The sequence below is a fragment of the Nocardiopsis valliformis DSM 45023 genome, from assembly GCF_000340985.1.
GTDB classification, from domain to species: domain Bacteria; phylum Actinomycetota; class Actinomycetes; order Streptosporangiales; family Streptosporangiaceae; genus Nocardiopsis; species Nocardiopsis exhalans.
In genome coordinates this window covers 257,413-275,288 of record NZ_ANAZ01000013.1, presented here as the reverse complement: position 1 = coordinate 275,288, position 17,876 = coordinate 257,413, and the positions used below count along the sequence as shown (strand labels likewise).

Sequence of the window (17,876 nt, the reverse complement as noted above, 5' to 3'; positions counted from 1 at the left end):
GCGGGACGCCGAAAGGCGTCCCGCCCCTTCGCGTTGCCCGGGCCCGGGTTCTGGTCTCAGTGGTGCTCGCGAAGGAAGCCGTCGATGGCGTGCCGGGTGATCTGACTGGCGAAACCGCCCCAGTTGAGGTCGTACATGTGCTCCGTCCACGGCAGTTCGACGTGGTGGTGCGGGACGCCGGCCTTGTCGAGTGCGGCGGCCATCCGCCGGTTGTCCTCCGGGCTGAGGAAAAGGTCGTGCCCGGCGGTGAGCAGGAGGGTCGGCGGGGTGTTCGGGCCGACCAGCCGCACCGGTGACATCGCGGCGTACTCCTGCGGAATCTCGTTGAGGGAGCCGCCCATCATCCGCTCCTCCAGTTCGGTGAGCTCGTCGTTGACCGGGGAGCGGAGCAGTCGCCAGGGGAGGTCGGCGGCGTCGGCGGTCACGTCGGTGCCGGGGTACCAGGCGACCACCGCCGCCACCTCGGGGACCCCGGTATCGCAGCTGGGCGGGTGGTCCGAGCTGTAGGTGGCGAGCAGGGCCAGCAGGGCCCCGGCCGACTGTCCGCTGACGGCGATGCGCTCGGGGTCGCCGCCGTACTCCGCGGCGTTCTCGTGCACCCAGCCGAGGGCGCAGCGGACGTCGCGCACCGGAGCGGCCCAGTCGTCGTCGGGGAAGAAGCGGTAGTCGACGTCGAAGACCACCCGCCGCTGCGGGTCCGTGCCAGTGGCGCCGGTCTCGGAGTCCCCGCCGTCGGCCAGCCAGGTGTCCCAACGGGGGAGCAGGCTCTGCGGCAGGTCGTCCGCGCCGCCGTGGATGTTCACCACTACGGGCAGGGGTGCGTCGGCCGGTTCCACGGGCTCCCAGACGTCGAGGACCAGCGGCTCGCCGTCCGCTTCGGCGTACTCCAGGGTGAGCGGTGCGCGGTCGGCCGAGGTGGCCGGCCCGGCGGTGTACTCGGACAGGCGGAGCGGCGTCCCCTCGGCGCGGGCGGTCGACCACAGGGAAACGGCGGGGGCCAGGGCGGCGGCGAGCAGGGCCGCGTTGAGTCCGGCCAGGGCGAGCGTGACCCGCGGGTGTGTGTCCCGGGGGCGCGGGCGGCGGGAGAGAAGCGCCAGGAGCAGGCCGAGGGCGGCGGGGAGGGCGAGGAACAGGGCGAACTCCAAAGCCAGCAGCCCGTACTGCCAGGCGCCCCAGGAAACGGGCGGAAGCAGGACCAGGGCGGTCGCGCCGAGGCCGGGCAGGGCCAAGCAGTCCGGAGAGGAAGAGGAGCGCGGAGCGGAACCGTGAGCGGGGCTCGGGCATGGGGAACCTCTTTTCGATTCAGTCGTATCGATACGAACGTATCAAAAAGCTGCGGGTGTGCCAGAATGAGCGGGTGCCGAAGGTCGTAGACAGGGAAACCCGCCGAGGTCGGGTCGCCGAGGCGATCCACCGCATCGCTGCCCGGGAAGGGCTGGAAGGGGTCAGTGTTCGGGTGGTCGCCGTCGAGGCGGGGCTGTCCGCGGGTGCGGTCCAACGCGAGTTCGCCTCCAAGGACGAACTCCTGCACTTCGCGCTGGCCGCCTCCGTTGACGAGGTGCTCGCGCGGTTCGGCCGGTTCCGGATCGGCCCCGAGGGCCTCACCTTCACCGAAGGGCTGCGGCAGGTGCTCCTAGACCTGCTGCCCACCGACGGGCGGCGCCGGGCGCAGGCGCGCATCTGGGCCGCCTTCTACGCGCGCGCCGCCGTCGACCCGGGCTTCGCCGGGGTGCTGGCCGACTTGGACGCCCAGAGCAGGGAGTACCTGCGCAAGGCCTTCGAGTACGCCCGCGAACAGGAAGAACTCGCCCCCGGTCAGGACCCGGTGGCGCTGGCGGAGCTGCTGATGGTGTTCGTGGACGGGCTGTGGCTCACCTGCGCGCGGCTGCCCGAGGACGCGGACCTGGCGCCCCAGCGCGCGGCGGTCGAGTCGATGGTCCGCGCGCTCACCGGCTGAGCGCGACGGCGCCGGGGCCTCGGCTCCGGGGCCCTCGATTGGTGTCTTTGGTCCCGGAAGGCTTTCTCGGCGGAGCGGCCGTGGTTCACCCTGCTCGGCCCGGTTTTCCAGATAAAAGGTTTCCATTGCCGGGTGCGGATGAAAACCATTTCCGGTTGCTGGCTGGGGAGGTGTTCGGGCCCAGTGTGGTTCGGTGTCATGCCTGTTCAGGACGTTTTATTCTCGGCTCGGTGGGGTCGGTGGGCTCGGACGCCCGTTCCCGGGGTCCGTGCGGAGGCCGCTTCCGCAGGCGATCCGGCCTGAAAAGTCACCCGCAGGACGAAGTTTCCTCAGAAGAGAGCAACCAATCCCCCCGGGTATCGGATTCGCGCAACGGAGAATGTCGTATTCCCCCAGTGCACCCGAGGGAATTCGTGTAGAACGGTGGATAACCGCTAGGGGAACGCGCCCGACGTGAGTTGTGAGGGGACGGGCGCGACCCCGATCGGCGGCGGCGACCGCGCTCGCACGTGAGGTGACGAAGGGGCACGTGCGGGCGCGGTCGCACCACCGCGCGCACCGAGACCACCCCGGCCCGGGCTGATGACATTTGTCAGTGTCGGTGCCGGGTGAAGTGCCATCGGGAACGGGTGACAGCGGCGTCTGTCGGCGGGTACCCGGTTCGCGGGAATCTTGGGACATGACGACGACAGCGAACACCGAACCGGCCGCCGCGACCCAGGACTCCACGTCGAGTGCGGGGGCGTCGGTGGTCGTCCGCGACCTGCACCAGCGCTACGGGGACTTCGAGGCGGTCAAGGGCGTCTCCTTCGAGATCCGACCCGGCGAGCTCTTCGCGCTCCTGGGCACCAACGGCGCCGGGAAGACCACCACCATCGAGACCCTGGAGGGGTTCCGGCGCCCCAGCTCCGGTACCGTCCGGGTCTTCGGCGAGGACCCCTTCGCGCAGCCCGCCGGGATCCGTGAGCGGGTCAACGCGGTGCTCCAGGGCAGCGGGCTGCTGGAGGACCTCAGCGTGGAGGAGAGCCTCAGTCTCACCAGCGACCTGGCCGCGGATCCGCGTGGGATCGACGAGACCCTCCAGCTGATCAACCTCACGGACAAGCGCAAGCTCCGCATCCGCCAGCTCTCCGGTGGCCAGAAGCGCCGCCTCGACCTGGGCTCGGCCCTGATGACCCGGCCCGAGGTCCTCTACCTCGACGAGCCCACCACCGGCATGGACCCGGAGGCGCGGCACGAGACCTGGAAGATCATCAACGAGCTCAAGGAGAGCGGCGTCGCGATCCTGCTCACCACGCACTACCTGGAGGAGGCCGAGCGCCTCGCCGACCGGCTCGCCATCATGCACCGCGGCGAGATCCACGTGGAGGGCACCCTGGCCGGTGTCCTCGCCGGGTGGGGTGACCGGGTGAGCTTCCTGCTCCCCAGCGACGTGCGCACCGCCGACCTGCCTGACGTGGCCTGTGCCGAGATCGAGGTGGAGACCCGCGACCAGGAGCTGTGGGCCACCTACACGGTCAGTGACGGCGACGTCGCCGAGCGGGCCCACCACGCCGTCGCCGCGCTGATGGGCTGGGCCGCGGAGCGGGGCACCGTCCTCCAGCACCTCCAGGTGCGCGGCGCCTCCCTGGAGGACGTGTTCCTCCAGGTCGCCGACGGCGCCGCGGACCTGCTCGCGGAGTAGGGCACGGACGACAGGCCCCGCACAGCAGGCCCCCGATCTTCGCCGAGCACGCGCCCTACCGCGCGGCCCCGGCCCCAGAATTCAGGAGACACACGATGACCACGACCACCACCCGGTCCCCGGGCCCGAAGACCGCGGCCCGAACCTCTCCCAGCCTGGTGAAGCAGACCCTGCGCCTGGCCCGCACCGAGTTCACCCTCTTCGTGCGGTACAAGACCGCGCTGATGTACCTGGTACTCCCGCTGATCCTCTTCATGCCGCTGATGTCGATGCCCGGCATCCCGGTCTTCGGCGACTTCACCACGCGGGACCTCTCCCTCGCCGCGGCCCTCACCGCCATCGGTCTGATGCTGGGGATCGGGCACCCCTCCAACGTCTTCGCCGCGCGCCGCGAGTCACTGGTCCTCAAGCGGCTCCGGGTGAGCGGGGTCCCGCAGACGGCGATCTTCGGCGGGGTGGTCCTGGTCGTCGTGCTGTTCTCCCTGGCGCTCACGGTGCTGATCGTCGGCGGGATCACCGCGATGGGTGGCACGATGCCGAAGGACCCGGTCCTGCTGCTGGTCGCGGTGCTGCTCAGCGCCGTGGCCATGAGCCTGGTGGGACTGCTGATCACTCCGCTGGTGCGCAGCGCCGAGTCCGCGCAGATGTTCTCGGTCGTGCCGATGATGGCGCTGCTGCTCACCGGCGGGATCTTCTTCCCACTGGACCTGATGCCCGACGCGGTCCGCTCGGTCGTCCAGTTCCTGCCGGTCGCCCCGGCCGCCGAACTGGCCCAGGCCGCCTACACCGGCTACGACGTCTTCGGTGGCTACGAGGGCGCCGAGGCGCTGGGCACCGCTGCCCTGTGGACCAACGCACTGCCCGCCGTCGGCGTGATGCTCGCCTGGATTGTGGTGCTGTCGCTGCTGGTCCGCCGCTACTTCAAGTGGGATCCCCGCCAGCCCTAGAACTCGCCTGGCGGCTCGACGGTGCCGGGAGGTCCCAGGACAGGGTCCTCCCGGCACCGCTGTGTCCAGGCCTGCCGGGCGCGGAATTCCAGGGCCGGCGCAGAACCGGGCCTGTGGACAACGTCCGGACGGAGGGCTTTGCGGCCTAACGTTGGAGGCCGGTGGATCAAGGCGGGGGAGGCGGACGTGGTGGAGCACGGGGAGCGGTCGGCGGTCGCGGCGCCGACGGTGCCCGAGCCCGGTGCGGACGGCGGTGCGGGGGCAGCGGAGACGCTCACCCCTTCGGCGATGAGCGCGGGTCTGGCCCGAAGGATCCGCCGGGCCAGGCGGTTCTGTCTGTGGAGCATGGCGTTCTTCGCGCTCCTGGTGCCCTTCCTCGGAGTCCTGGGCGCCCTGATGGACCTGGCCGCCGCCACGAGCGTCCTGGACGGGCAACCGGCCTACGTCCTGGTGCTGGCGGTGGTTCGCTGCCTGGCCCTGTCCGTCGCGTCGATCCTGTGCGGGCTGGCCCTGGCCCGGATGGTCCGGGAACGGATGGACGGGAGGCAGATCCCGGACCAGCGGCTCTACCGGGTTGCGTCGGCGCTGTTCCTGGTTCTGGGTCTCTTCCTCTGGTATACGCCCCATGTCTTCTCCATGTGCGCCATCGTGTGGGCCCTGGCCACCTTCCTGGCCCCGAGGAGGCAGCTCCTGTGGGTCACCCTCGTCCTGCTGGCACTGCCCTGGCTGAGCGCCCTGATCAGCCCGATGCGCTCACCCCTGTTCCCCGCGGTGGGCGACGGGATCCACCAGCCCCTGTTCGCGCCCAACCTGTTGGGACACGCGGCGATCATGTTCTTCTGGGCGGTGCTCCTGTGGACGAGCTGCCTGTACACCATCTGGCTGTGGGACGCGATCAGGCAGGTGACCGACGGCCAGCAGGCCCGCGCCCAGCTGGCCGTGGACGGGGAGCGGCTCCGGTTCACCAACGACATGCGGGAGCTGCTGGGGCACAGGCTCGATGCCCTCAGGCTCGGGGCTGGGCGGGCCGGCGGGCTCGTGCGGGACGATCCCGAGGCGGCCAGGGCGGAGATCGACCAGGTACACGAACTGGCCCGGACCACGCTGCGCCAGGTGCGCTCGGTGGTTCGGGGCTACCGGGACATCGACCTGGGGGCGGAGGTGAGTTCGGTCCGCGCGGTCCTGGAGGCCAACGGGACCGCCACCTCCGTGACCGGGCTGGCACGGCTCGACCTGCCGGCGGACACGGCCGCCCTGGCAGCCTGGGTGGTGCGCGAGGGCGGTACCAACGTCCTGCGGCACAGCCGCGCCCACAGATGCCGGATCTCCTTCTCGGTGGCGGTTGACCCCGGTGCCGAGCGGCGGGAACTGGTCGTGGAGGTGGCCAACGACAGAGCCCGGGAGGGCGAGCGGGACGGGGCGGAGTCCAGCAGCGGACTGGCCGGGCTGGCCGAACGGATCTCCGGAGGGGGTGGCACACTGGCGGCGGCCCGCACCAACGACGGCGGCTTCCTGCTCCGAGCCGTACTACCCCTGCCCGGTGATCCTTATCCCCCAGGAGACAGAGTGAACGAGAGCGGCTCTGCCCCGCTGGCCGTGTCGGGACCGAGCGGTGGCGGTGCACCGGTGTCCGACAGCCCCGCAGCGACCCCCGAGCCTCCCCCCGAGGAAGTTCCGGGTGAGGCGGGCGACCCCGGCCTGGCCGCCGACCTGACCGGGGACCGCCGGGTCCGGATCGCTCGCCGCATCATCATGGGTCTGATCGGTTTCACCGGACTGATACTGGTCCTGCTGGCCCTCATGGACATCGTCTTCAGCGCTGACCTGGGCATGCCGCTGTGGCCTTCGGTGGTCGGTACGGTCCTCGCCGTGGTGGTAGCCGTCCTGCTCGTCCGCCTGCTCCGGGAACGTATGGACGGTAACCGGGAGCCGAGCCCGAGACTGCTCTGGGCCTCCGTGGCGCTGCTGCTGTCGAGCGCGGTGTTCCTCAACACTCCTGTCGCGGCGCTGATGATGATCGGTTCCTGGTGGGGGACCGGGATCCTCTTCACCTCGCGCCGGAGCGGCGCCCTCATCAGCGCCCTGTTGCTGTTGGCCCCTCTGCCGCTGCTCCCGACCTTCCACCTCCAGGACCCGGTCGAGTTCAGCCCCCTCGACTACGGCCTGCTCTGGCTGTTCGCCGTATTCGTCGCCCTGCTCTTCGTCTTCAGCACCTTCGGCACGATCTGGCTGTGGGACATCAGCCGGGAGGCGGTCGCCGGTCAGCGGGCCCGCGCTCAGCTGGCGGTGACCCAGGAGCGCCTCCGCTTCGCCCGGGACATGCACGACCTGCTCGGGCACAGCCTTTCGGCGCTGGCGGTCAAGTCCCAGCTGGCGGGGCGGCTGGTGGAACGGGCACCGGACCGGGCGGTGACCGAGATCGCCGAGGTCCAGGCCCTGGCCCGACAGGCGCTCCAACAGGTGCGTTCCGCTGTCAGCGGCTACCGGGAGGTGGACCTGGCGGGCGAGGTGGAGGCGATCACCGCGGTGCTCGACTCGGGCGGCACCAGAACCGTGGTCACCGGCCTCGACGGCCTGGAACTGCCGCCGAAGGTCGCGGCCCTGGCCGCCTGGGTGGTGCGTGAGGGCGGTACGAACGTGATGCGGCACAGTGACGCCGACGAGTGCCAGATCAGCTTCACCCTGACCAGGGAGGACGGCGACCGGCGAAGACAGCTGGTGGTGGAGGTCCACAACGACGGCGCACGGGAGGAGAGGCTCGGGGGAAGCAGTGACGGCAACGGCCTGGCCGGGCTGGCCGAGCGCGTCGCCATGAGCGACGGCACCCTCTCCAGGGCCCGGACCAAGGACGGCGGCTTCCTGCTCCGGGCGATCATCCCGCTCTGAGCCCCGCCGCCCGCCTGTGCCCGCCCCGCCCCTGCCCCGCGGCGCCCTGGACCGGGGCACCGCGGGACGTCCGGGGGGCTGGATTTCCCAGGGCTCGGGTTTCCGGGGGATGAGGCGTCCGGAACCCACTGAAACCGGATCTACTAGAGGGTGCCGACCGACTCGAAGGCGGCGTCGATACCGGCCGTGGCCTCGTCACCGCCGCCGGTGTTGAGGCCGAGCATGAACGCGCCGGTGTCGTCGTTGAGCTCGACCACCAGGAAACGGCCGTAGCTGCCCGCGCCGTCGTCGGTGCCGCTGCCCATGGTCGCGCCGAAGGCGGGCAGGTCGTCCAGCGAGGTCTGCCCCGAGGGCTCGACCCACACGTCCCCGCCGCCGGTGATCAGGTCGCCGACCATGTCCGCCGCCAGGCGCGCCCCGGAGACCGCGATGGGCTCCAGGGGGCCGAGGTCCTCGGTTCCGGTGACGATGATCGCGTCCGGGTCGTCGGCGGATCCGTACACCACGTACGAGGAGTACTCCGCCGGGACCTGGTCGTCGCCGAGCCGGGTCCACCCGTCGCCGGGCAGGTCGTAGGCGAGCCCCGAGTGTGAGTCGGAGACCGTTCCCTCCCCTCCCCGGCCCCCCGGGGCCGCATCCGTCTCCGCGGTGTCGTCCCCGGTGGCGTCGTCCGCGCCTGCGTCGGCGGCGGAATCCTCCCCGGATGACGGGAGGCCGCCTGCGATGAACCAGCCGATCCCACCAGCTGTGAGCAGGAGGAAGACGGAGGTCACCACGATGGCGATCGTGAAGGTGACACGGCGGGCGCTGTCCGGCTCGCCGTCGTCGGGGCGGGGGTGACCGGGGCGGCGGGCGGCGGGGGCGCGCTCCACCTCGCGTTCCGGTCTGTCGGATCCTGCGTGCATCTCGGCTCCTGAGGGGCTACTGGCCGTTCTGTGGGCTGAGGGGCCCAGAAGGGGCAATACCCAGTGCGAGAACACACGGAGCGGGTCGAAAGTGGCCGGATCAGGCCGATTCCGGTCAGGGCGCGGCGGAACTCACAGCTGCCAGGCGCGCCAGGGGACGAACGGGCCGCACAGCGGGTGTGCCGTTCGGCCGCCGCCGGGGAGTGCATCGTGCAGCAGGGGGAGGACGGGAGTCGGGGCTCGGCCGTCACGCGCCAGGGGCACGGAGGCGATGCTCCTGGTCCGGGAGCTGGAGTTGGGGCCAGCCCGAGTGGGGCCGGGGCTCGCGCCGGGGGCTGTTTGTTCCGGGGCGGCAGGGTGTTCCGGGGCGGCAGGGTGTTCCGGGGCGTTGTGCGTCTCCGAGGCATCGCGGGGTTCGGATCCGGGAGTTTCCATGCCGTGGGTTCCGGGCTCCGGCTCCTGGCCGAGGCCGAGGACGCGATCGATCTCGGCAGGGCTGAGCCGCTGGTCGGCAGCGGCGACGGCGATAAGGATCTCAGCGTAGAGCTCGATCTCGTCCAGGGCGACGTGGTCGTGGAGCTGGTCGCGCATACCGAGGCCGTGTGCCACCGCTCACCTCCCGGGACAACGGTGTCGCAGGACAGGACATATGGCCCGCGGCGGCGGGGCGGTGTGGGCGCGGGCGCGACGGAACCGATCCCACAGGGAGAGAGGACTTCCAGGCTACGTCCGAGAGGGTTGGGAGCGCATGACTCGTGTGGGCCAGTGACCCGCTCATCCGGGTTAGCCAGGCGGGGATCGGGCCCACCGCCCGGTGTGACTCTCCCGGGGAATCCGTCAGCTCCTTTCGAGGGGGGCAGCGGCCCCGGTCAGCGGGGCGCCGGGTCTTGCACGCGGTGTCGTCCGAGGCCGAACGGCTCCAGGGACCGACTGGTTTCGGGTGAGGAGCCGAACACCCTGCGTTCGTGTGACGGCGGTGTGAAGGGGCCGAAGGATCGTTGGAGGCGAAACGGAGGGATTGACGAGGCAGGGGTTTCGAGAACCGCTACCTCGACTCTTGGGAGCCCCTCCCCGCAGCTGAACCGAAGAAGAGGCGAGGAACCATGTCCGACAAGAAGAGCTCCGCTCGCAAGCCCCTGATCGTCCTGTCCGTTGTCCTGCTTGCGGTCAGCGCCGCTGTTGCTTTCTTCGACCCGTTCACCGGAGCCCGGCTGGCGGGCTCGCTGGTAGGAGCCGCGTCCCTGCTCGGCTTCGCCTTCCTGAGCGTCTCCGGCCAGGGCAGCAAGGTTCAGCAGTCGGCCGCGTGACGGGCCTGGAGCCGTCGACCGGCAAGTAGCGCCTGCCACCGCTGCGAACACCACTGGAACCCCTCCTCCGGGAGGGGTTCCAGCCGTGTGTGCTGCCTCCGGTGTTCGCTCCTTCCCGGTGTCCGACCTGCTGTGCCCGTCCTGGTTTCGGTGCGCGCCGCGTGATGGTCGTGCGATCGGCGTTTGGAATCTTTCCCGTACATCGCCCGAGCTGGGAGACGACACGTATGAGCACTGAGAACCCGCACGAAGAGGACGCGATCCGCATCGGCCTGTGCCTCGGAGGGGCATTACTGACCCGCCGAATCCGGTCCGTACTGGAGACCAAGGGCTGGTACGCCACCGAGCTGGTGGAGGGATCGGGTGATCTGGGCGCCGACGCACTCGACCGGTTCGACGCCGTCATGCTCAGCAGCGGTGTCGCCCTGGGCATGGCCGTGCCCGAGGGACAACCGTCCGAGGAACGGAAACCGAAGTCCGTGGTCCTCCTCAACGGGGAGTCCGACCCCCATTTCGCGGAGGTCACCCAGTGGGGGGCCAACGCGATCGTTGATCGTGACGACCTGGACGGCAACATCGCGCACGCCGTGGAGCAGGCACTAGGCGGGGCCGTGTGGATCTCTCCGACCTTCGCCGCCCGTTGGATGGCGAACATGCGCCCGGTCCTGCGCGCACACTTCGGTTCCACCGAACCGCTGTTCGGGGAGCGGCTGACCCGGCGCGAACGCGAGGTCCTGGACCTCCTCGCCCAGGGGATGTCCAACGCACAGATCGCGGGTCAGCTGATCCTCAGCATGGGTGCGGTGAAGTTCCACGTCTCGAACCTGCTCCGCAAGTTCGGGTGCCAGCGCCGTTCCCAGCTGATCGCCCAACGCCGGGGCGGCCCCGCTCTGGACGGGGAGCGCGCCCTGGCCGCTGTCTGACGCCTTTCCGCACGGGGCCCGTACGCCGGGGTGGTCGAACCAGCTCGCCCGGACACCGCGAATTCCCGCTCTTTCCGGCCCGGCCCCACAACGACAACGCGCACGCGCCCCTCGCGTGCGCGTTGTCGTGTCCGCCTGTTTTGCTCTGCCCACGCCACGCTGTCGGCCTTTGCCGGAGCCCTCGGCATGGGATGATGTGCGACGACCCCCCGGGGACACCGAAGGGCGCCCGGTGGGGGAACGAGGCTCTCGTTCCCCCACCGGGCGCCCTTCGTCGGGCGCCTCGGGGCTCACCGGCCGACCGTGGACTCCAGCGCGGGGGCACTGGGCACCGAAGCGGCGAACTGGTGGGACGACAGCTCGCTGTAGAGGTCGTCCGCGGCCAGCAGTTCCTCATGGGTGCCCGCGGAACGGACACGGCCGCGTTCCAGGACGAGGATCTGATCCGCTTCGCGCACAGTGGACAGGCGGTGGGCGATGACCATCACGCTGGTGACGGCGGAGACCGCTTCGATGGTCTCCTGGAGGGCCTGCTCGTTGATCGAGTCCAACTGCGAGGTCGCCTCGTCCAGGAGGAGGAGCCGCGGTTTGCGCAGCAGCGCCCGCGCGATGGCCACGCGCTGGCGCTCGCCGCCGGACAGGGTGACGCCGCGGTGCCCGACCTCGGTCTCCAGGCCTTGCTCCAGTCGGCTGACCAGGGTGCCCAGACGCGTGCGCTCGATGACGTCGTCCAACTCGTCCTCGGTGGCTTCCGGGGCCGCCATGAGCAGGTTCTCCCGCAGGGTTCCCGAGAGCACGGGTGCTTCCTGCTCGACGTAGCCGATGCTGTTCCGCAGCTCGGCCAGGGGCCACTCGGCCACGTCCCGGCCGTCGAGGCGCACACTCCCGGCCTGGGGGTCGTAGAACCTTTCCACGAGCGAGAAGATCGTGCTCTTGCCCGCGGCGGAGGGGCCGACGACGGCGGTCATGCTGCCTGCGGGGGCGTCGAAGGTGAGCTCTTCGAAGACCGGCGGTCCGGCGGGGTCGTACCCGAAGCGCACGTTGCGGAAGGACACCGACACCGGACGCGGGCGCCGGGCCAGCTCCGCACTGGCCAGAGAACTCTGCGGGGCCGCGCTCTCCTCGTACTCGTAGGCCTCCACCTCCCGAATCCGGTGCAGCGCGGCCAGGCCGGCCTGCAGGCCGCTCACCGCGCTGGTCACCTGGGTGACCGGGCCGGTCAGGTAGAAGAGGTAGAGCAGGAACGCGACCAGCACGGCCAGGTCCAGCCCGCCCGCCGCGGCGCGCGCGCCGCCCACTCCGAGGATCACCAGAAACGAGACCTGGACCAGCAGACCGGTGGACATGCTGCCCGCGGAGAACCAGACGGCGGCCCGCTTGCCCTCGTTCAGGGCCTTCTCGGAGGCCTCGTTGACGGTCGCGATCTCTCGGTCCTCGGAGCCGCTGGCCTTGACCGTCCGCAGGGAGGTGATGGAGCGCTCCAGGGTGCCGCCCATTTCGCCGAGAGCCTCCTGGACGAGCAGGCTGGCCCGCTTGATCCTGGGCACGATCGCGGCGAACGCGATACCGACGACGGCCACCACCGCCAGGACCAGACCCAGCAGGGGCAGGTCCAGGTAGGCCATGAGCACCAGGATGCCTGTCAGCTGGAACAGGCCGATGACCAGGTCGACCAGGTTCCTGGTCGTGGCGGTACGGAGCTGGTTGCTGTCCGAGACCACGCGGGAGAGCAGGTCACCGGGGCTGCTCCGGTCGAGCACCGCCATCCGCAGCCGCATGATCCGCTCGACCATCCGCTTGCGGACACCGAAGACGATGTTCTCCGCCGTGCGCTCGGTCAGGTAGTTGCCGATGGCGGCGAGGACGGTTGCGAACAGCAGCAGGGCGGCCAGCAGGACCACCCAACCCAGGTTCGGCCCCCCGGCGGCCATGTCCTCCAGGAAGTACTTCGCCACCAACGGCTGCGCGAGGGTGAGCAGCGCCGCGACGACGGTGATCAGCCCCCCGGTCCACAGGGTCAGGCTGTAGGGGCGGGCGTACTGGAGCAGGTGTCTCAACCCGGGCCGTTCGACTCTCGGGTCCGGTGCTTCGGTGTTCATAGGGCCACCTTCTCGATCGGTTCGTTGATGGGCGTGGGGTTCGGGATCAGGGCCGGGGAACCGAGGAGCGAGGCGTCGCCGCAGACCACGCCGGTGAAGCGGTCGGGCGCGAAGTACTCCCGAGCCACGTCCACGACCTCGTCGTAGGTCACTCGGGAGAGCTGGGCGCCGAATCCGGCCAGCTCCATGGGGTCCGCACCGTTCAGGGCCAGATCGGTCAACGCCGCGGACACCTCGGCCTGCGAGGTGAGCCGGGTCCGCATGCACCCGGCGGCGAAGCGCTGCGCGGCCCGGAACTCCTCTTCGCCGGGCGGATGCTCCGCCATGCCGCGCAGCTCCTGCTCGATACCGGCGAGGACCTCGTGGGCGGTGGTGACCGAGGTCTCGGCCTCGACCGCGATCAGGTTCGCCCCGGGGAAGGAGTCGATGAATGCGCTGGCTCCGTACACGTAGCCGTTGTCGTTGCGCAGGTTGCGGGTGAGCCGGGTCGAGACCGCCCCGCCGCTGAGCGTGTTCAGGGCCAGGAAGAGCGGCGGGTAGAGCTCGTGGTCGTGCGGAACGGCCTCCGCGCGCAGCCGGACGTGGGCGCGGGAGGAGCCCGGCAGGTCGACCACGGCGGGCGGGCCCGGCCGCAGCGCGGGTACCTCGGGGACCACCCAGCCGGGGGTGGCGCCATCCCAACCGCCGAAGTGTTCCTCGACGTGCTGGAACACCTCGGCCGGGTCGAGGCCGCCGCCGACGACCAGGAGCAGGGCCTCCCGCGGGCCGAGGCGGCCGGAGGAGGCGACAGAGGCGTCCTCGACCGGGGCGGCGGCTTCGACCCGGGCCGCGCCGGCCCGGTTGCCCGCGGCGTGCCCTCCGTAGAGGTGCCGGTAGAGGCCGTCGGCCGCGAGCACGTGCGGGTAGGCGGCCGAGGCGCGCGTCTGCGCGGCGAAGGTCGCGTACTCCTGCTCGGTGACCTCCGCGGCGACTACCGGGGACGTCACCGCGCCGGACAGGTGGCGCAGCAGACGGGGGAGGTCGTCCACGCCGCAGCTTCCGCTGAGGACGGTGGCCCAGGGAGAGGCGCTACCGCCCAGGACCACGGCTGACTGCTCCAGGTCGGAGAGCCGGACCCAAGGGTCGCCCTCGTGCAGGGTCGCCAGATGCGCGCGCAGCTGCGCCTCGAAGAGCGCACGGGGGGTGTCGCTCAGTTCGGGGACGACCAGCCGTACCTCCGCCAGCGGAGTGTCTCCGTGCGGCATGCAGATGGCGCGCAGACCGTTGGCCAGGGGGTGTTCGTGCAGGTCCGACATACGCATCAGGGGGTGTCCTTTCCCTCAGGGGAGAGGTGCAGCAGCGCGCGCCCCTCCCGGGTCAGCCACCGGGCGGCGTCCACGACGTCCTGCTCGGTGGCGTCGGTGAAACCGCGGTGGATGGTGCGGGGCAGGTCGCCGTCGCCGAAGAGGAGCTCACCGCGGCCCACCGTCCGGGTGCGGGCCCCCAGCTGGTCGGTCCTGCGGTGGAAGGCGGCGAGCCTGCGGGCCCGGGCGCGGGCCAGGTCGAGGCTGTCCACCCCGTGCTCCGCGAGGCGCCGGATCTCGTTGTCCACGATGTCGAGGACGAGATCGCCGCTCACCTCCTCCGGGTGGATGGCGGAGAGGATCCACATGTCGGGATCCCGCGCGTCGAGGAAGTCGAACAGCCCGCTGCGGGCGGACACACTGACCGACTCACCGGTTCGCTCGCGTACCACGCGTGCGAGCAGGGGGTCGGGGCCGCTGGTGAGGATGTCCGCGACCAGGGACAGCGCGAAGTGCGGTGTGAGAGAAAGCGACGCGTCCGGGGCGCGGTAGCCGAGGGCGAACCCGGGGCGGGTGGCCAGGGGGTCGTACGCGGTACCGGTGAGCAGGTGGTCGGGCACCGGTTCCCACGCGTTCCCGGTGTCCGGCGCGGGCAGGGCCGGAAGCGAGCCGAAGTGGGTCTCGGCGAGGTCGAGCGCCCGCTCGGGGTCGATGTCCCCGCTGATGGTGAGGACGGCGTTGGACGGTGTGTAGAACCGGTGGAAGAAGTCGAGGCAGTCGGACAGGTCGGCCTGGGCGAGGGCCCCGGTGTCCCCGTAGCCGTCGTGGGCGTTGGCGTAGGAGCCGAACAGCACGGGGGAGATGAGCGGCCACGGGAAGCGTCCGTAGGGGCGCCGGGCCTTGGCCCCGATCTCCTCTCCGATCACGTTGATCTGTGTGCGCAGGCCCGCCTCGGTGACACGGGGCTCGCCGATACGCCGGGCCTCCAGCGACATGACGTCGTCGAGGCGGTCCGAAGGGACGATCGTGTAGTAGTCGGTGTAGTCCTGCCGGGTGGAGGCGTTGCAGAACCCGCCCATGCCCTCCACCCAGGTGAAGTGGTCGGACTCGCCGGAGCCCGTGCCCTGGAACATGAGGTGTTCCACCAGGTGCGCCATGCCGGGGTAGGCGACGGGGTCCGAACGGAAACCGACCCCGTAGTGCAGGGCCACCCCAGCGGCGGTGACCGACCCGACCCGGGCCGTGCGGACGCGGAGGCCGTTGTCCAGGGTCCGGGCGAGGTTGTGTTCGGTTGCTGTCGCGGTCATGGTTGTCGGTCCTTCGGTCGCAGGGGCTGCTTCAGGAGTGCGCTGTCGGCGGAGTCGAGGGCATCCGCGAGGAGCGCGAGGTGGGTGCGGACGGACTCGTGCCACCCCACGTAGTTCGCGAAGTCGTGGACGTGGACGAACATGCGCAGGACGGCGAACCGGGCGACCGCGTCCAGGTCCGCGGTGGGCCCGTAACCCGTGAGAAGAGCGTCGATCAGCCTCTGCTCCTCCTGGGCGTCGCCCGTGGCGACCTCCCGGTGTTCGACGAGCTCTCCCGCGATCCAGCCCAGGTCGGACTCGACTGGACCGGTGGTCAGCTCCTCCCCGGTGAGCATCCCCGCCGAGGAACCGTTGGCCCCGGGTTCGACGGAGGGGATGAGCACGCCGAGGCCCGGTGCCCCGTGCAGGAGGACACCGGACCGGCGTACCTCTTCGTCCTGGAGGCCGGCGCACCAGAGCCGTGCCGCGCGCATCCGTGACGCGCCCAGAAACCGGACGGCCTCCTCCCGTAGGCGTTCGGAGGCCCGGTGCCGGGCGCTTCCGTCCAGCCACCGCGACAACCGGGCCGGGCCCTGGGGGGAGGGGAGGACGGTTGGTCCGGGAACGAGGTGCGAATGCAGTTGGGCCAGGGCGGCCCCGGTCGACCGCAGCACACCCGCGGCGGCGGAGGCGCCCTCTTCCTTCAGGAGCAGCTGTTTGGCCACCGAACTGGGGCCCGGGGCGGGAAAGACCCGCCAGGTCTCGTGGGTGTGCACGGTCTGGTGCGGCTGGAAGGTGACGGGCCCTCTGATCGAGGCCAGGAGGGGGCGGATCCGGTCGGGCAGCGCACCGATCGGCAGGGGGCGGTCGATTCCGCTGCTCCGGACCCAGACGAACCCGTCCGTGACGGTGTGCACCACGGTGGTGTGCACGTAACCGGTACCGAAGTCGTCGACGATCCTGGTCAGCATGGTTCGGGTACCCCCGCCAGCTTGGTGCGCAGCCTCTCGACCTCGACGATGACCTCCTGGAGCGGAGCGGCGACGGCGGCGTCGAACTTGCCGGTGTGCGCGCTCAGCCCGGGGACGGGGTCGACCAGGGTCACGTTGGTGCGTTCTTCGAGTGCTCGGACGTGCCTGCGGTAGATCTCGGAGCCTGCCGCGCCGGGTGGCAGGGACGGGGCGAGGCCGATCACGGCCGATGTGCACTGCAACCCGAGGGTCGCGGGTGTGTCGCCCAGGCCCACCGCGAACCGTGCGAGGAAGTCGAAGGTCGCGGGATAGACGATGACGGTGTCCGGCCAGGTGGCCAGGTCCACGTGCAGAGGCCCCGCGGCCGGATCGTCGGACCAGACGTCCAGCTCCACCGGCCGCTTCTCCATGGCGTTGAGCGCGACGTGCGACACGAACTTCGTCGCGCTCCTGGTCAGCACCAGGCGCCGGTCGATGTGGGGGTAACCCATCTCCAGCCAGCTGCTCCACGAGGGCAGGTGCGCAGCGGCCATGGAACCGGTGCCGATGACCAGCAGGCGTTCGGCGCCGAACGCGGGGAACAGGTTCGGGGAGGCAACCGACTCAGACACGGGTCTCCTCCCACGCTGACACGATGTCCCGGACATCAGCGACGGCGGCCCGGATGCCTTCGGTGTTGACCACCCCCGCGGGGTTGAGGACGATCTCGCTGACACCGGCCTGCTCGTACTCCAGAAGGCCCTTGGCGATCTCCTCCGGGGTCCCGTACAGGTAGACGCCCTGGTCGAGGATGGCCTTGGCGCCCTCCTGCGGGCGGTCCGGGTAGGCGGGCACCCCGGCCCGACGCAGCATGTCCGTGTAGTGCGGCAGGCCCAGGTGTGTTCCGGCCCCCAGCATGGCGAGCTTGTGGGGGTCGCGCTCGGGGCGGGCGACGGCCGCGTGGACCACGGTGGCGACCCGGGGGGAGCGGTCGCGCCCGGCCTGCTCGGCCCCTTCGGTGAGTTTGGGGATGATCGTGTCGCGCACGTAGTTCGCCGGGGTCAGCCAGCTGATGGCGACGTCGGCGGCGCCGCCGGCCTTTCGGGCCATCCCGGGGCGCAGGACGCCCATACCGACCTCGACCCGGGGCTCCGGGGTGAGAGCCTGCAGACTCAGCCCCTCTCCCATGTGGAAGGCCTCATTGGTGCGCCCGTCGGCCGGGCCTCCGTCCAGGAGGTCGCGGACCGCGCGGGCGTACTCCGCCGAGGTACGCGCGGGGGTCGCATAGGGCTCGCCGCGCAGCGCGGCCACCAGACCCGGAGTGGCTGGACCGTAACCGACCACGACCGGTTTCCCGGTCAGCCTGCCGAGGCTGCGGGCCTGCACGGCCGCGTCGAACGGGTGCCGGAGGGGGAGGAGGGTAACCCCGATCCCGGTGGGGACGCGGTAGCCGCGCCCGGCGAGGTAGGCGAGCACCTGGTGGGTCTCCGCGTTCAGGGACTGCCCCATCCACAGGCGGTGCAGTGAGGTCTCCTGGACCAGCTTGGCCACCGGCTCGACCTGCTGGGGGCGCTTGGGCTGCTGGGGGTGGATCACGCTCAGCAGTGCACGGGCTGACATGTGGTTTCTTCCTTCCTGTGGGGTGGGGT

The 17,876-nt window shown here is 70.9% G+C and carries 15 protein-coding genes; 6 read left to right on the top strand and 9 right to left on the bottom strand.

Features of this window, described 5'->3' with window-relative positions:
- Nucleotides 1–56 precede the first annotated feature (56 nt).
- A complete protein-coding gene (locus D457_RS37510; RefSeq protein WP_017581486.1) occupies nt 57–1,229 on the bottom strand; it encodes an alpha/beta hydrolase in 1,173 nt (390 codons plus the stop codon).
- 128 nt (nt 1,230–1,357) lie between these two features.
- Here D457_RS37510 and D457_RS0114990 point away from each other — a divergent pair, with 128 nt between their 5' ends.
- From D457_RS0114990 to D457_RS0114975, 4 genes are all read left to right on the top strand, one after another.
- Nucleotides 1,358–1,957 (top strand): TetR/AcrR family transcriptional regulator, encoded by a 600-nt coding sequence (locus D457_RS0114990; protein WP_026116670.1) that lies wholly within the window; start codon nt 1,358–1,360, stop codon nt 1,955–1,957.
- A gap of 679 nt (nt 1,958–2,636) precedes the next feature.
- Nucleotides 2,637–3,641, top strand: a complete 1,005-nt coding sequence (locus tag D457_RS0114985; RefSeq protein ID WP_017581484.1) for an ABC transporter ATP-binding protein — start codon at nt 2,637–2,639, stop codon at nt 3,639–3,641.
- 95 nt (nt 3,642–3,736) lie between these two features.
- Nucleotides 3,737–4,588 carry an ABC transporter permease gene (locus D457_RS0114980; protein WP_017581483.1) on the top strand — a complete coding sequence of 284 codons (852 nt, stop codon included), beginning with the start codon at nt 3,737–3,739 and terminating at the stop codon, nt 4,586–4,588.
- A gap of 138 nt (nt 4,589–4,726) precedes the next feature.
- Nucleotides 4,727–7,474 (top strand): sensor histidine kinase, encoded by a 2,748-nt coding sequence (locus D457_RS0114975; RefSeq protein ID WP_239646110.1) that lies wholly within the window; start codon nt 4,727–4,729, stop codon nt 7,472–7,474.
- Between the two features lie 143 nt (nt 7,475–7,617).
- Here D457_RS0114975 and D457_RS0114970 read toward each other — a convergent pair whose 3' ends face one another.
- Both D457_RS0114970 and D457_RS32595 read right to left on the bottom strand, forming a co-directional pair.
- Nucleotides 7,618–8,379: a hypothetical protein gene (locus tag D457_RS0114970; protein ID WP_017581481.1), complete on the bottom strand. Its 762-nt coding sequence runs from the start codon at nt 8,377–8,379 to the stop codon at nt 7,618–7,620.
- 132 nt (nt 8,380–8,511) lie between these two features.
- Nucleotides 8,512–8,988, bottom strand: coding sequence for a hypothetical protein (locus D457_RS32595; RefSeq protein WP_017581480.1), 477 nt, complete (start codon nt 8,986–8,988; stop codon nt 8,512–8,514).
- 494 nt (nt 8,989–9,482) lie between these two features.
- Here D457_RS32595 and D457_RS0114960 point away from each other — a divergent pair, with 494 nt between their 5' ends.
- Together D457_RS0114960 and D457_RS0114955 are read left to right on the top strand one after the other, a co-directional pair.
- Nucleotides 9,483–9,686 carry a hypothetical protein gene (locus D457_RS0114960; protein WP_017581479.1) on the top strand — a complete coding sequence of 68 codons (204 nt, stop codon included), beginning with the start codon at nt 9,483–9,485 and terminating at the stop codon, nt 9,684–9,686.
- 227 nt (nt 9,687–9,913) lie between these two features.
- Nucleotides 9,914–10,609 carry a helix-turn-helix transcriptional regulator gene (locus D457_RS0114955; protein WP_017581478.1) on the top strand — a complete coding sequence of 232 codons (696 nt, stop codon included), beginning with the start codon at nt 9,914–9,916 and terminating at the stop codon, nt 10,607–10,609.
- 290 nt (nt 10,610–10,899) lie between these two features.
- On the opposite strand, the gene D457_RS32590 is transcribed toward D457_RS0114955, so the two are convergent.
- From D457_RS32590 to D457_RS0114925, 6 genes are read right to left on the bottom strand one after another with little or no spacing between them, the layout of a single operon-like run.
- Nucleotides 10,900–12,708: an ABC transporter ATP-binding protein gene (locus D457_RS32590; RefSeq protein ID WP_017581477.1), complete on the bottom strand. Its 1,809-nt coding sequence runs from the start codon at nt 12,706–12,708 to the stop codon at nt 10,900–10,902.
- The gene (locus tag D457_RS0114945) at nt 12,705–14,009 is read right to left on the bottom strand and encodes a M16 family metallopeptidase (RefSeq protein WP_017581476.1); all 1,305 of its coding nucleotides are present in this window, start codon (nt 14,007–14,009) and stop codon (nt 12,705–12,707) included. The genes D457_RS32590 and D457_RS0114945 overlap by 4 nt, the downstream gene beginning before the upstream one ends.
- Entirely contained in the window at nt 14,009–15,298 is a 1,290-nt protein-coding gene (locus D457_RS0114940) for a M16 family metallopeptidase (RefSeq protein ID WP_017581475.1), read from the bottom strand. Before D457_RS0114940 ends, D457_RS0114945 begins: the two co-directional genes overlap by 1 nt.
- The gene (locus tag D457_RS0114935; RefSeq protein ID WP_017581474.1) at nt 15,295–16,248 is read right to left on the bottom strand and encodes a hypothetical protein; all 954 of its coding nucleotides are present in this window, start codon (nt 16,246–16,248) and stop codon (nt 15,295–15,297) included. Before D457_RS0114935 ends, D457_RS0114940 begins: the two co-directional genes overlap by 4 nt.
- Nucleotides 16,242–16,859: a flavoprotein gene (locus D457_RS0114930; protein WP_017581473.1), complete on the bottom strand. Its 618-nt coding sequence runs from the start codon at nt 16,857–16,859 to the stop codon at nt 16,242–16,244. Before D457_RS0114930 ends, D457_RS0114935 begins: the two co-directional genes overlap by 7 nt.
- Nucleotides 16,852–17,847 carry an LLM class flavin-dependent oxidoreductase gene (locus D457_RS0114925; RefSeq protein ID WP_017581472.1) on the bottom strand — a complete coding sequence of 332 codons (996 nt, stop codon included), beginning with the start codon at nt 17,845–17,847 and terminating at the stop codon, nt 16,852–16,854. Before D457_RS0114925 ends, D457_RS0114930 begins: the two co-directional genes overlap by 8 nt.
- Nucleotides 17,848–17,876 lie beyond the last annotated feature (29 nt).